The organism is Prosthecobacter sp. (assembly GCF_014879935.1).
Classification (GTDB): domain Bacteria; phylum Verrucomicrobiota; class Verrucomicrobiia; order Verrucomicrobiales; family Verrucomicrobiaceae; genus Prosthecobacter.
In genome coordinates this window covers 37,742-53,312 of record NZ_JACSRD010000127.1, presented here as the reverse complement: position 1 = coordinate 53,312, position 15,571 = coordinate 37,742, and the positions used below count along the sequence as shown (strand labels likewise).

Genomic DNA, 15,571 nt, shown 5'->3' with positions numbered 1-15,571 from the left:
CGTCGGCGAGGTCACTCCTGCTTGAAGAGAACGGCCAGCGCCTGGAATTCCTCCCGGGCCATGTCCTTGTTCTCCACCGTTTGCAGGATCTCATGCCGCAGCGCCTCGCGGTAGTCTTCCAGCAGACGCATGAGGGCGGTGCGCAGGGCACCGGAGCGCATGCCCAGTTCCTCAGCCATGCGCGTGCTGTCAAAGCCGTTGAGGCTGCCTCCGTTCAGCAAAACCGGGCGCAGGGTTTCGAACAAGCGTTCTTTCTTCTTCGCCGCGTACTTTGCACGGAGGCGCAGCAGCACCAGGTTCATGAGTTCCTGCGCCCACTGGCGGTCGTAAAGGCGGTCCGGGCTTTCCTGATGGCCGGTCTCCTCACGTTGAAAGCGGCCCTCGGCAGCGGCGATCGCCGCCTCGGCATCGGCGCTCATTTCACGGGCGCGGTGGCGCAGCGCAGCGCGCCGCCAGTTGATGAGGTAACGTTGCAAGGCCACCAGCAGAAAGGTGCGCAGCCGGCCTTTTTCCGCGTCGGCCATGCCAAAGGAATCGAGCCGCAGCAGCCGGGCCATGAAATCGTGCAGCGCGTCCTCCGCGTCATGATGCGCCAGCCCTCTGCGACGGAGGTAGCAGTAGAGCGGGAAATGGTATTGCGTGCAGAGGTCATCCAGTGCGCGCCTGCTCACCGCCGGATCATCGTGGTGCAGCCGGGCCACCAGCGTCCACTCCGTGGTGGGGAATCTGCCATCGCCTTTGGGGGGAAGTGCTGCCATGCGCTGCGGTGAAGTGATGCGGATGCTGGGTGGGAGTCAAGCCTTTAGGCGATCAGTGACGTTTGCTCTGGACGCACAGCGCCCGGATCAGCCAAAGCCTTCACGCCAACGGTCACGGCAGCCGCTCCGCCACGATGCGGAAGCCAGTGTTGATGGCGCCGCGATCCTGCGGCTGCCCGTTGCGAATCACGGCGGCCACGAATGCGGCGTTGGGCTCTGGATTGCCATTGTTGTAGCTGCTGCCACGGACGGTGATCTTCTGTTGCAAGGAATCGTACCAGTCCGAGCAGAACTCCCACACGTTTCCGGCCAGGTCATGGATGCCCAGCGCATTGGGTGGGAAGCTCATCACCGGCGCGGTGGTGGCAAAGCCATCATCATAGCCGGTTATCACCGGTTCCTGGCCGGTGACGCGCTTCAGCGTCTCGTCACCCAGATTGCCTGCGCCCTTCGGCGGCGGCCACTGCGTGCCCCAGGCGAACACGGATATGAACACCGCACCTCTCACCGTCGGCAGTGCCTCCCGGTCCTCCCGCTCACTGATGCCCACGGCGCAGCTCCACTCGTAATCGGAGGGCAGGCGGTATTTCCGCCCCTCCTTGGTGCTCAGCCAAGCACAAAAGCCCTGACAGTCCCCCAGGTTCACCCATGCCACCGGATGGTCAGGCGTCGGACTCACAGGCGTGTCGCGATAAAACGCTGGCTGCCGCCACAGCGCATCCACCTTCGGCACCGCCGCCGCGTAGGCCGCGTAATCCTGCTTCCGCGTCTCATGAATGCAGAAAAGCACCTCCGTCCCCGGCACCGGCACGAATTTCATCCCCAGCGTGTTCGTGAAGGCCAGCTTCCTGTCCTCCTCGGTCGGCATGTGAGGCCATCGGAGGCCGGTGGCGGCGGAGGTCTTGGCTTTGTCAGGTTTGAGCGGTGCTGGCAGCCGCCATATCTGCACCACGTTCGCGCCTCCTCCCTCCCGAGGTGGATCGTACCGCGCGACCGTGGCGAAAAAGGTACTGTTGTCGGCGATGGTGGCGGAGCTGGACCCATTGTAGGTCTGCCCGGCCCTCGGTGGAGAGAGCGTGGCGAGCCTCTTGCCCGTGTGGCTGTCCCAGATGCCAAAGGGCGCGGAGTAAGCCTGCGGCGTGGCTTTGTTCTTATCCCGCAGCACCGCATCCCCCATCATCACGACGGCACCTGAGCGGGAAATGGCGACGAGATCGGCCTTTTGCGGCGCCCCTTCCAGATTCCTCAGGCGCTGGCGTGTCGAGGTATCCCATACGGCCATCCCGGCGCTGCGATCGCAGGTAACAAGCTGGAGCCCATCCGGGCTGATCGCACTATTAAGTTCCGCCCCCGTTTGCGCGAAAACCTCAGCCTTTCCGGGTTGGGCCACGGTCAGCAGCATGGCCGGACCGTTGCCGGTCGAGAGGAAATGATCCTCGTCCACGCAAAAGATCATGTGCCCATTATGCTCCGCCACCGACCAGCGGGCGACAGGCTCCGCGTGCCCTTCATCCAAGGCCACGAACGTCGTGGGCCCCTTGCCGCTCTTGTCTGCTCCCACCCTCGCCACGAGACGTCTCCCGAAGGGTGCCATCGCCAGTGAGCCGCCCGGCACACTCATGAGCCCGACAGGGACCGTCCAGCTCTGGATCACGGAGCCGTCCTTCGTCGCACGCAGGGTGATCACGGCCTTCTGATCTTCGGGTCGAAAGTCCTTGGCGTTCCGATTCAGCGCGTAGCGATAGTGCGCAAAGCGGCTGCCATCCCGGCTGACGGCCACCGCTTCGGCGTCCCCGCCCGCATCCACGGACCACACCGTGCCCTCGGTCTGGAGGTCGAGCAGTTCCACCCTGCTTCCTTTGAAGGCCAGCATCCTCCGCGAGTCCGGCAGCAGCGCGATGCGGTGCAGAAACGGCTGCGGCGCGAGTGTGATCTCTTTCACCAGCCCCGGCTCACCAGCGGGGATCGCAAGCGGCGGCAGGTCCGGCAGGCCGGGGATGGAGACGGTGGCGCTGGGTAGGGCGCTTGCTCCTGCAAGCGCCGCCGACGGGGCACTCGCGGCTGCTGCGGGACCAGCCGCCCTACCTTCTTCATCCTTCCGCGTCATCCAGAATGCCCCCGCACCGAGCACTATCACCGCCGCCGCACCGACCAGCATCGACATCTTCCGCCGTGTCTTTGCAGCCGCGGACACGCCGTTGCTTGTAGCTGCCGGCGCAAGCCGGTGGTCAGACGAAGCATCTCCTGACCACGCCTTTGCAGGCGCGGCTACAGCCTCCACCTCCGTCTTCATCTCCACCGCGCTGCTGTAGCGCTTCTCGCGGTCCGTCTGCATCGCCTTGTCCACGATGGCGTCGAGCTTCGGATCGCTCTGCGGCACCACCGCGCTGATGGGGGAGAAGCGCCCGCGCGGGATGTGGCCGGTGAGCATTTGATACAGCATCACGCCCACCGCATAGATGTCCGCGCGCTGGTCCACCAGCGTCCCGGCGAGCATGGCCTCCGGTGCCACAAAATCAGGCGTGCCCATCGTGACACTGCTGCGCGTGATGCCACTACTGTCGTGCGCGGTCACCTTCGCGAGGCCAAAGTCCGCCACTTTCACCTGGCCGTCGGCATCGATCATGATGTTCGAGGGCTTGATGTCCCGATGCACCACGCCACGAGCGTGCGCATAGGCCAGCGCGTCACACACCGCGGTGGTGATACGGATCGCCTCCTGCGGTGGAAGCTGGCCGTGCGTGGCGACGAGTTGCGCCACGTCCGTGCCCTCGATGAACTCCATCACAAAGTAGAGCAGCTTCCCACCTTGACTCTCTTGACGCGCAGCTCCTTGACTGTCTTGACCCTGCAATTCCGCCTCCCCCGCCTCGTACACCGTGACGATGCCCGGATGTTTGAACTTCGCCATCGCGCGCGCCTCCTGCTTGAAGCGCTGCGCGTAGTTCGCCTCGCCGTCATCCACGATCTCGGGCGGCAGGATTTTGATGGCCACCGTACGATCCAGCGCGCGCTGCACCCCCTTGTACACCGCGCCCATGCCGCCGCGGGCGATGAAGCCGCTGATCTCATACTGCGGCAGCATCTTCTGCAGTTCCTCGGTGCTCGGCGGATTCCATGCACGCGGACGGGAGGTGCGCCGGGACTCGAAGGCCTCCGCACCCACCGCCATGAGGTTTCCCACCTCCTGAGGAGACAAACCGCCTGCGCCAGCCTGCGGCGTGGACTTGAACATGGGTACGGTGGCGTCGGGATCGTCCATTCGCAGGCGTTGCTGGCCGCGGATGGTAGCGGCGCCCTTGCCATCGGCGCAAGAACTCTCCACCGCCTTTCGGCAAATAAAGTTTGTGACGCTGCTGTGGTGAGTTGGGTAAAGCCGGTGAAACATGAACGCGTCACCGATCTCCCTTTCAGCGGCAGCGACCGGCGGCAACATCACGCGGGCGTTGGCTGGCGGCCTGCACAGGAGGCGTCGTGAAGAGACAGGAAAGACCGGCGTCGGACCCCATCACCTCGCCAGAGTGATGGCCCAACTTTTCAAGGTGATGCACCACGTCGGAAAAGGGAGGCATCACCTTCTCGATTTCCCGGCTCACCTTGTCGCAGGGAGGGATCACCTTGGGAAAGTGAGACCTCACCACCCCGGAGTGAGCGCTCACCCTGCCAGAGTGAGTCATCACCTTCGGAAGGTGATGGCTCACCTTTACAACGGGATGCGTCACTTGGCGGAAGAGAGGGCCCCCATTGAGATCAGGATGCCGCAGACGGGCGGTTTTGGCGCTCTCCTTTCCAAGCCGCATGGCCGCCGCGCCGAAGTCATCGCTCCTCACAGCCCGGATACGCCCCACCTCAGGAGGTCCCGCTAGATGCCCTCCTGGGACCAGTTCGGGAAAACCTGGGATTCCGGCCTTCACTACGACACCGTTTTACCCCCGCTCACCACCCACCTCACATCCAAGAAACGTTCCACCATGAGACATCAAGTCTATTTCCCCGTCCGCATCGGCGACCAGATCGTCTGGTTGCGCAACTTCAAGATCAAGCTGCCCACCCACGCCACCACCCTGGCCCTGGATGCCGGTGACGTGACGGCCATCCTGCTGGATGTGGACACCGCCATCTACGGCCTGGACACCTACCGGGGCGCCCTGGCCCCAGCCAGCTCCGCCTGCTACCAATGCATCGAGGTGGCGCTCTATGGCGACAATGTGGTCGGAAACGTGGCCTGGCAGGGCTTCACCCCGCCTGCCGGGGCTCCCGCCGCCGTGGCCAACGGCTGCATGAAGCGCGTGTTCACCTACATCGGCGACAAGATCAAGACCGCCACCGGTTACAACCCCGCCATCGGCGAGGATCTGGGCGTGGAAGGCACCGTGGCCGCCGCCCCGCCCCCACCGGGCAGCACGGCACCGGACTTTGACCTGCGTTCCACCACCGACGGGAAGATGGAGGTGCTGTGGAGGAAGAACCAGTTCGACGGGGTGAGGATGGAGTTCGACCTGGGAGCGGCCGGCATCAAGAGCGACATCGATCTGCGCCCCAACTACACCCTGAACTGGCTGCCGCCCGCCGGGCAGAGCGTCATCATCAAGGTGCGCCTGCGCTACCTCTACAAAGGCGAGGACTTCGGCACCTGGAGCGACTGGCAGCAGTGGACACTGACCGGCCTGTAAGTGCAGGGCGGAGGGCAAAGAGCCAAGGGCAAAGGGCCAAGAGTCCAAACCGCCCCCCAGCAACCGAGCACCGCCTCCAACCCTCCGCCCTTCGCTGAATCTCCCAAGTCTCAAAGTCTCATGTTCGACCCCGCCCAGCCCGCCGAAGCCAGTGATCTCTCCAGCGCGGTGATGCGTTCGCAGCTCACCAGCCTCAAGGCGCTCATTGATGCCATCATCACCGTCACCGACGCGCAGGTGGACGGCGTCAGCACCGTCAATCCCGGAGATCCCGCCCTCGCGCAGGTCAGTGTGGTGGACCACACGCTGCACTTCACCTTTGCCCTGCCCAGAGGGCAAAACGGGGCCGAAGGACCGCCCGGACAGAATGGCAGTGATGGAGCCGCCGGTCCCGAAGGGCCGCAGGGGCCGCCCTTTGCACAGGCCATCGTGGATGATGTGACCACGCTCGATCCTGGGGAGCCTGCCAGCGCCAGCGTGAGCTTTGATGGCAGCTACGTGCGCTTCACCTTCAGCATCCCCCGGGGCAACGACGGCAACAACGGTGCCGACGGCTCGCCCGGCGAGGTCAGCCAGTCCACGCTGGACGCCGCCATGGCCGCCACCGCGCTGAATCCCGCCGGCGTCTCTCCACTGAGCCTGACCTTCAGCGACCCACCCACCGCCACCGAGCTCAGCCAGGTGCAGGACAAGTTCAACGAACTCCTCACCGCACTGCAGCGGCCGTGAGACACCACCATTGCCAGAATTCAAGGAACCCCGGCATTGGAGGGCAGTGCCACAAGCGCGTCCGAACAATCATGGTCAACATTATGCTGGTACATTTAAGTTAGTTTGTCATTCTCTCCCCGTTCCTGCCGCCGTGATCATGGCTGACACCTCATTCCCGACCGCCCGTGTTTTGGAGACCCTGCACCGCCTCTATGAGGTGAAGGACGTGGGCAACTTCCCACGGCATCTGATGGGGATCATCGCCGAGCTGCTGCCGGCGACTTACATCTCCTTTGACCAGATCGATCTGAAGACGGGAGCGGCGCTGAACGTCTTTGACCGGCCGATTCCCTTCACGCGGGAGGAGTTCATGGCACGGTGGCAGGCGCACTGCCATGAGCATCCGGGCATCGCCCACCTGGATGCTGGCGGCAGCGAGACGGTGTTCACCATCGGCGATTTCCTCTCGCAGCCCCAGTTTCAGGCCACGGGCCTGTATCAGGAGGTGGTGAGGCATTTCGGGGTGCGGGATCAGCTCGGCATCATCCTGCCGGTGCCAGATCACATTTTGGGCGTGGCGGTGAACCGCGAAACCGGCTTCACCGCCGGGGAGAAACAGCTCATGCAGATGCTGCAGCCGCACTTTGTGCGTGCCTTTGAGAACGCGCGTCTCTTCAGCAGCCTGCGGGGCGCGCCGGAGATGGACTATCGCTCCTGGCGGAACCACGGGCTGACCCGCCGGGAGTGTGAGGTGCTGCACTGGCTGTCTGAAGGCAAACGCAACGGCGAGATCGCCATCATTCTGGGCGCGCAGCCACGCACCATCGCGAAGCACGTGGAAAACATCCTCGCCAAGCTCCGCGTCGAAAACCGCGCGGCAGCGGCGGCCGAGGCGCGTCGTCTTCTCGATCCGGCCTGCCTTCTGCCCAATCCCGGTCCCACCCCACCCTCTGCCAGCGGTCCGCATGCGTAAAACGACGTATTTCCAAAGCCGCCAGACCCCGGCAGCATTCGCCCGGCTCCATCCAGGCCGTGCCGTAGGGCAGACGATGCCCACAAGCCATGGACGCTCTACAAAGGCCTCATTCCACGGCTTGGCTGAATCCATTTCCACCCGCCTGTGATGCTCTTCTCCACTTCACCCATCATGAAATCCGCCCCCAGTCTCGTCCTCATGCTTACCGCCCTCATCCTGGCAGCCGCCGCTTCGGCCGCGCCGGGAGATTTAGATACTACCTTTGGCTCTGGGGGGAAGGTGACGACATCCATCGGCAGCAGCAATGAGACGGGCCTGAGTGTGATGATACAGGCGGATGGCAAGGTGGTGGTGGCTGGCGAAACCTACAACGGGAGCAACTGGGATTTTGCCCTGACCCGGTACACCAGCAACGGAACTCTGGATAGCAGCTTCGGAACCGGAGGCAAAGTCACCATGACCATCGGCACGAGCGACGAAAGCGCTAAATCTGTCGTCGTCCAAAGCGATGGTCGAATTCTCGTCGCTGGCTTTACCAATTCGGGTTCCGGATCAGGCACCTTCGAAGACTTCGCCTTGATCCGATTTAATGTGAACGGGACTTTGGATGCCAGCTTTGGCAATGGGGGCAAGGTTGTAACTGATATTGGCAACAGTTCGAACTATGGCAACGCCGCAGCCCTGCAACGTGATGGCAAGATCTTGGTGGTCGGATCAGCGTATACCGGGGGTAGCAACTATGACATCGCCGTGGCCCGCTATAATGCCGATGGCTCGCTTGACACCACATTCGGCGTTGGAGGCAAGGTTACAACCGCAATCGGGACGGGTGACGATGAGGGCACCTGTGTCGCTGTGCAGAATGACGGCAAAATTGTCGTGGCCGGGCAATCCTGGACGTCTGGCAACAAGGACTTCGCGCTAGTGCGCTACGACTCGGACGGCTTGCTCGACCCCACCTTTGGCAGCGGCGGAAAAATGACGCTTTCAGTTGGGTCAGAGGACGACCTTTGCAATGGTCTGGTGCTCCAGAATGACGGAAGGATAGTGGTGGCGGGAGAATACGTCATCAATCCATTTCTAGCCGAGAGCGGGTCTGCGCTGGCGCGGTTTAACACGAACGGCACGGTGGACACCACATTCGGCAACGGTGGCAAAGTGACCACGAATGTCAGTGGCACGAGTCATGATGGCTACCGTGGTGTCTTGGTCATGAGCGATGGTCGGATTCTGGCGGAGGGATACTCCTACTCAACTGGTGGGAACTACGATTTTGCGCTGGCGCGTTACAACGCCAGTGGCGCACTGGACAGCAGCTTCGGCAGCGGCGGCACAAAAACGACCGACTTTGGCAGCACAAGCGAAGAAGCCTATGGCATGGCGTTGCAGAACGATGGCAAAATCCTGCTGGCTGGGTATTACCGATCTGGAAACAATCGCGACTTCGCCATCGCCCGCTACGAGGGCTTCACCACGACGACGACGAACCAACCCGGGTCCGTGAACACGAATCTCTCCGTGGCCCCGACTGCGGGCGCAGCAGAGATTTACAATAACGGCGGCAACAACATCACCAATCCAAACTGGACCAGCGTGGGCACCAGCGGTGTGGGCGTGATGAACTTCTCCGGCGGCGCTTTCTCGCCGCCCGCTTTGTATGTGGGTGAGTTTGGCGGCAGCCAGGGAACCCTGAACGTCTCCGCGGGCACTGTCTCCTCCTCAGGCACGCAGTCGGTGGGGCACGCCGGCGCTGGTACGTTTTATCAGACCGGCGGGTCAAATTCCGGCCAGAATCTGTATCTCGGTTTTTCGACCACTGGGCGTGGAACCTACATCCTGACTGCCTCCACTCTCACGGTCACGAACTCCACGGTGATCGGATATGCCGGAACGGGCAGTTTTCTTCAAAATGGGGGCACTTTCACCGCGAACGGAAATGCCATCGAACTGGCCGACCAGGCCGGGGCCTACGGCAGCTACCAGATGTCTGCCGGAGCCCTGAACTCCACGCAAACGTTGCATGTCGGCTACGCGGGGCAGGGTGTGTTCAATCAAACGGGGGGGGATGTTTCGGTGGCGTTTGTGCGGCTGGGCACCGTGGCCGGTGCCACGGGGCTGTATCAACTCTCCGGCACGGGCACGGTGACGACGACGAGCAACCTCGGCGTGGGCTTTGCGGCCAGCGGCACCTTCACCCAGAGCGCCGGCACGGTGAACGTGGGCGGCATCCTCTCGGTGGGCCGGGCAGCCAACGGCACCATGATCCAAAGCGGAGGCACGAGCACCGCCACGGGCGGCATGTTCGTTGGCGAGCAGTCTGGCGGCACGGGCACCTACACGCTGAGCGCGGGCACGCTGATGATCAACGGCCACTCGCATGTGGGCTTCAATGGTACGGGCACGCTCACGGTCTCCGGAGGGAGTGTGAATCTGGGAACCACCAAGGATCTCTATTTTGGCACCAACGCAACGGGGACGGGCACGCTGAATGCCAACGGCGGCACCATCACGGGACGGGATTTGGCCATCGCTGACAATGCTACGAGCACGGGCACGGTGAACATCAATGGAGGCACGCTGAACTTTACCAACATTCGCACGGGCGCGGGATCGAAGACCATCGTCTTCAACAAGGGCACAGTGAACGCCACCGGCACTGCCATCAGTCCCGGCGCGGGCGGGCTGGTGGTGGGTGATGGCACGAATGCGGCCACGCTGAACCTTGGCAACGGCTCGCACACCATCAGCAACGGGGTGCGCATCAATCCGGCGGCAACGCTCTCGCTCGCCAGCTCGAATCTCGGCGGCCTGCTGGTGGCCCTGCAAGGGGGAAAGATCACGGGGAACGGGACAGTCGGGACCTTTACAGCCACCAGCGGTTCTGTGATTGATCTCGGCGGCTCCAGCGCCTCAACGCTTACCACCACCGGCAATGTCACGCTGGCCTCCGGCGTGAGCTACAATGTGGACCTGGTCAGCGGCCCGGCCTCGGATCAGATCAATGTTTCCGGGACGGTGGATCTAGCCAGTGCCTTCCTCAACATCACCCTGCGCTTCGCGCCATCCATCGGCCAGGTATTCACCATCGTGCAGAACGATGGCACGGACGCCGTCACGGGCACCTTCAATGGCAAGGCGCAGGACAGCATCCACACGCTGACGAATGTGGGAGTGGGCGGCGGCACTTATAAAGCGCAGATTTCCTACACGGGAGGCTCTGGCAATGAGGTGGTACTCCGCATCGTGGACGCGCCGGTTGTCACACTCGCTGCCATCAGCAGCGTTACCCCCTCCAGCGTCACGCTCAACGGCACCGTCAATCCCCAAGGCGCACCGACAACTGCGCAGTTCGAATATGGCCTGACCGCTAGCTACGGCAGCACGGCCAGTGTGACGCTTTCCCCGAACAACGGAACCACGGCGCAGAACGTGAGCGCGAACCTCACGGGCCTCACGCCTGGGACCACATACCACTACCGTCTCACGGCCAGCAACGCGGCAGGCACCGCTACGGCAGCGGGCACATTCAACACAGCGTTGAGCAACAATGCGAATCTCTCAAACCTCACCGCCAGCGCGGGGGCGTTCACGGTGCCCTTTGGCGCCAACACAACGTATCTGGTGATGGCGCCCTACACGACTACCAGCACCACCATCACCCCTACGGTGGCCGCGAGCGGGGCAACGGTGAAGGTGAACGGGGTCACCGTGGCCTCCGGAACCGCCAGCGGGGCTATTCAGCTGGGTCTGGGGGATAACTCGGCGATTTCTGTGGTCTGTACAGCGCCGGATGGGGTGACCACGCAGACGTATGAGGTGATTGTCAGTCGTGCCTACCCAGCGATCGGCAGCCTGGATGTGGGGTATGGAACAGGAGGCGTGGTCAACACAGGAAACATTGTCAATGGCACCGAGGGGAATGACCTGGATATGATCCTTCAACCGGATGGCAGGACGGTGATCACCACGACTTCAAACTTCGGCGGCTCCTCCGAATACGCCGTGCTGCTCCGCCGCAACACGGATGGCAGCGCCAGTTTCAGTCATCTCGGCACCAGCGTCACTCAAAGCGTGTATTCACTCGGGGTTTGCGTGGATGCCGGCGGCAAACTGTGTGTTGTTGGTGCTGAAAGTGGGAATGCGGTTCTGCTGCGCTATACCACCAGCGGGGTGCTGGACGCCACTTTTGACACGGATGGCAAGGTCGTGACTGATTTCGGCGGCGTCAGCGACGAGGCCATTGGGGTCGCAGTGCAAGGCGACGGCAAGATCGTCGTCTGCGGCACAAATGGTGCCGATTTCATCATCGCCCGCTATTTGAGCACGGGCGCACTCGACACTACTTTTGGCATCGCTGGCAAAGTCACGACCGATTTCGGAGGTTCTGAGACGGCGAACAACATCATCGTGCTCAGCGATGGCAAAATCCTCGTCTCAGGCGATTGCGAGCCCGGCGGCACCTCCGGCTTCGTGGTGGCACGCTATCTCACCAACGGCATGCTCGACAGCACCTTTGGCACGGCGGGCAAAGTGGTCACGCCAAGCATCGGCGGGGAAAACGGCTGCGCTTGTGCCATGGCGCTGCAAGAGGATGGCAAGCTCATCGTTGGCGGACGTGATGTGAACGCAAACATCTGCTTTGCCATGGTGCGCTACCTCGCCAACGGCACGGTGGACACCAGTTTTGGCAGCAACGGCTTTGTGCGCACCACTTTTGGTCTCAACAGCTTCACTGAGGGCAATGACATTGCCATCGGTCCGGACGGACGCATCGTCATCGCGGGAACCGCGACCGTCGGTGGCTTCAGTCAGTTCGCCATGGCCCGCTATCTGCCAGACGGCACTCTCGACACCTCCTTTGACGGCGACGGCCTGTTGACAACGAACTTCAACAGCACGGACGCCTATATCGCCTCCATCAAACTCCAGGCGGATGGCAAGATCGTTGCCGCTGGCAATGTGCGCGGCGCGGACGGTCATTACTCCGCCGTGGTCGTACGCTACAACAACATCTCTGCCCCCACTGTCACCACGCAGGGGGCCACGGATGTCACTTCCACCTCTGCCACGCTGAATGGTACTGTGAATGCCAACGGAAACGTTGTGGTGCCGAGTTTCCGCATCAGCACGGATCAGGTGAACTGGAGTCTGGCTGGCGCGGATCAAACACTGATCTCGGGAACGACTCCCCAAGGCATCACCAGGACGACCCTTGCCGGCCTCACCCCTGGAACGCTCTATTATGTGCAGGCACAGGCGGAGCTGGGTGACTACCATGTCACCGGCTTGGGCAACGTCATGACCTTCAGCACGGTCGGCAATTACACGATTGAAAGGGTGGTGGTTGGCAAGAGCATCAGCTACACACAGACTTCCGCGACCAGTGTCGGAGTAAACCCGGAACCTCCCGGTTCCACACCGGATTATGGGGGGGCTTACGGGTTTTCCGTGAATGTCGAGGGCGCGGGCATTGATGCGCTCGGTGCCGCTCCTGTCGTGACCGGTCCCTTCCAGTCATTCCACCTGAGCGATGCGCCTGCGACTCACAATGGAGGTGCCCTGCTCTACAGCAGTCAGGACGCCATGTGGCGTTATGGCAGCCCGAATGCGAATGATTGGGGCTCCCCCTCGCTGGCGGATCTGGACGCACGCTTTGGCAGTGGAACCTACACCGTCACGGTGGGAGGTGTCAGTGTGCCCCTCTCACTGACAGGTGACCTTTACCCGAACACACCCCAAGTGACGCTGGGCGGTGGTGTGTGGTTGGGAGGCAAGTATTACATCTCCCCGAATGCGATCTTGACCGTCGCGACCAACACCTTCGCCGGCTACGGCAGCCATGCCGATGACACGATCAACAGTGGTATCGACGGCATCACCACGCATGATGTGTTTGCTTCCACCTCCCCGGTGACAAATTCTCTTGGCTATCAAGTGCCTGCCGGGACGTTGGTTGCAGGGCAGGAGTACTTAGGCAGGGTGTCGTTCGCTGCGTTGTCTGATGTGAACCATGCCGTTCTCCCTGGAAGTCTCAATGTGGCGTTCTACCAGAAAGAAACGCAGTTCAATGTGGTCGTCACATCGACCCTTCCTGCGATTGGCAGCCCGGATGAGAACTTTGGCAGCAGTGGCATCGCCAGCCATGCCCACAGTGGCACGGAGGGTAACGATGCCGACATGTTTCTCCAGGATGACGGCAAGGTGGTGTTTGTGACGACCTCCAATTTCGGTGGAAACGCAAACAACGTGCTGCTTCTCCGGCGGAATACGGATGGCAGTGTCGATTACACCAGCACCGGCACTGCCACCACTGAGGGAGCCTATGCGCTCGGCATCTGCGCCGACGCTAGCGGGCGGCCACTGGTCGTTGGCAGTCAGGCTGGTGACGCCGTGCTGTTGCGCTATTCCACCAGTGGTGTTCTGGACGGCACATTCGACTCAGATGGCAAAGTCACCACGGATTTTGGGGGCGGAAGTGATGAGGCGATTGGTGTCGCTGTGCAGAGCGATGGCAAGATTGTGGTGTGCGGCGGCAACGGCACGGACTTCGTTATTGCGCGCTATTTGAACACAGGTGCCATCGACAGCACATTTGGTCTGGCCGGGAAGGTGACCACAGATTTTGGCGGGACCGAGACTGCCAACAACGTCATCATCCTGAGCGATGGCATGATTCTGGTGTCCGGTGATCGCGAAGGTGCGGGGGGCGGCCACGTGGTGGCGCGGTATCTTCCCAATGGCACACTGGATGCCAGTTTTGGCACTGCTGGAAAGGTGCTCAATACCAACGCTGGTGGCGAAAACGGCTGTGCGTGGGCCATGGCGATGCAAAGCGATGGCAGGTTTATTGTCGGCGGCCGTAGCGCCGGAACGGATTGCTCCTTTGAAATGGTCCGGTATCTCCCCAACGGATCTGTGGACACCAGTTTCGGCGCCAGTGGCATCGCACGCAGAACGTTCGGCGCTGGCAGCGCCACGGAGGGCAATGACATCGTCATTGGAGTTGATGGTCACATCCTCATTGCTGGAACTGCCACGGTGGGCGGTTTCAACCAGTTTGCGATGGCACGCTTTCTGACGGACGGCACTCCCGACCCGGCATTTGATGGCGACGGCCTGTTGACGACGAATTTCAACAGTTCGGATGCTTACATCGCTTCCGTCAAACTCCAGCCCGACGGCCAGATCGTCGCCGCTGGCAATGTCCGCGGTGCCGACGGCCACTATTCCGCCGTGGTCGTGCGCTACAACAACATCCCGGCACCGACTGTGGTCACGCTGCCTGAATCGAATGTCACCAGCACCACGGCGATTTTGCATGGAACAGTGGACGCGAATGGAGGCACGGCCACACCAGCCTTCTTCATCAGCACGGATCAGGTGAGCTGGATGTACATTGCTCCGGAGCAGCTAATTATTTCAGGCACTTCGATTCAAAGCATCAACGCCACCGCGAATAATCTGACACCAGGAACGCGATACTACATTCTAGCGTATGCTGAAGAGACAAATTACGACCTCTTCAGCGAGGGTGAGATCTTGAGCTTTGTCACGCCTGCCCCGGAGATCGCGGTGGAAGATGCCTTTGCAACCTCCCTCGAGGACGGCGCTTCCAGTGTGCAGTTTGGCACCGCAGTCGTCGGGCAGGGCATGGACCGGCATATCACCATCCGAAACACTGGCGGCGCTGATCTTTTGATTGGCAACGTCATTCCTGGACCCTACATCGACGGAGTGAACGCCTCGCAGTTCACCTTGTTGGAAGCGCCGGTTTCATTTGCAGCGATCCATCCGGGACAGAGCCTGACCTTCACCGTTCGCTACACTCCGCTCAGTGGCGCACCCGAAAGCGCGGTGCTTCATATCGAGTCAAACGACGCGGACGAGCCCTCCTTTGACATCAACTTGAGCGCCACGCTCATGTCGCTCGGCCAATACTGGAGGCTTCAATACTTTGGGACGACCAGCAACACTGGAAACGCGGCAGACAATGCAGATCCGGATCATGATGGGCTCGCTAATCTGATCGAGAGGGGCTGCACCCTCGACCCCACACGGCCGAGCGGCCTGCCTGCCAGCTTGGCTCGCAATGGGGGCAACCTCGAGTTCACCTACACCCGAAGTAAAAATGAGGCGGACGTTGGGACGCAATTCACGGTGGAATGGAGTGACGCCTTGCCTGGAACCACTTGGAGCACTGCGGGAGTGACCGAACAAGTGCTCTCTAACAATGGAACCACGCAGCAGGTGAGGGCGACGATCCCGGCTGGCAGCAATGGAAGACGTTTCGTCCACCTGAAGGTGACGACGCCACCGTGAGCCGTAAACCGGCCGGGCGAAGAGGGTCGAGGTCCCGGACTTCGGGTTGTCACAGAACCTTGGTGGGACCTCAAGTGAGCAGTTCGCCAGGGCCCAAAGCAGGGAGCATCAGGAAATGGATGGCCCAGCGGCTG

General features: G+C 61.8%; 6 protein-coding genes. 4 read left to right on the top strand and 2 right to left on the bottom strand.

What is annotated here, in order from left to right; genetic code table 11:
- Nucleotides 1-11 precede the first annotated feature (11 nt).
- The gene (locus IAE77_RS10610; RefSeq protein WP_294225889.1) at nucleotides 12-758 is read right to left on the bottom strand and encodes a hypothetical protein; all 747 of its coding nucleotides are present in this window, start codon (nucleotides 756-758) and stop codon (nucleotides 12-14) included.
- 112 nt (nucleotides 759-870) lie between these two features.
- On the bottom strand, nucleotides 871-3,993 hold the full coding sequence (locus IAE77_RS10605; RefSeq protein ID WP_294225886.1) for a bifunctional serine/threonine-protein kinase/formylglycine-generating enzyme family protein: 3,123 nt from the start codon (nucleotides 3,991-3,993) through the stop codon (nucleotides 871-873).
- A gap of 736 nt (nucleotides 3,994-4,729) precedes the next feature.
- Here IAE77_RS10605 and IAE77_RS10600 point away from each other — a divergent pair.
- The 4 genes from IAE77_RS10600 (at nucleotide 4,730) to IAE77_RS10585 (ending at nucleotide 15,437) form a co-directional block, all read left to right on the top strand.
- Nucleotides 4,730-5,431, top strand: coding sequence for a hypothetical protein (locus IAE77_RS10600; RefSeq protein WP_294225883.1), 702 nt, complete (start codon nucleotides 4,730-4,732; stop codon nucleotides 5,429-5,431).
- Between the two features lie 120 nt (nucleotides 5,432-5,551).
- On the top strand, nucleotides 5,552-6,160 hold the full coding sequence (locus IAE77_RS10595) for a hypothetical protein (protein WP_294225880.1): 609 nt from the start codon (nucleotides 5,552-5,554) through the stop codon (nucleotides 6,158-6,160).
- A gap of 139 nt (nucleotides 6,161-6,299) precedes the next feature.
- Nucleotides 6,300-7,115, top strand: a complete 816-nt coding sequence (locus IAE77_RS10590; RefSeq protein ID WP_294225877.1) for a LuxR C-terminal-related transcriptional regulator — start codon at nucleotides 6,300-6,302, stop codon at nucleotides 7,113-7,115.
- Nucleotides 7,116-7,289: 174 nt separating this feature from the next.
- Nucleotides 7,290-15,437 (top strand): cadherin-like beta sandwich domain-containing protein, encoded by an 8,148-nt coding sequence (locus IAE77_RS10585; protein ID WP_294225874.1) that lies wholly within the window; start codon nucleotides 7,290-7,292, stop codon nucleotides 15,435-15,437.
- Nucleotides 15,438-15,571: the final 134 nt, after the last annotated feature.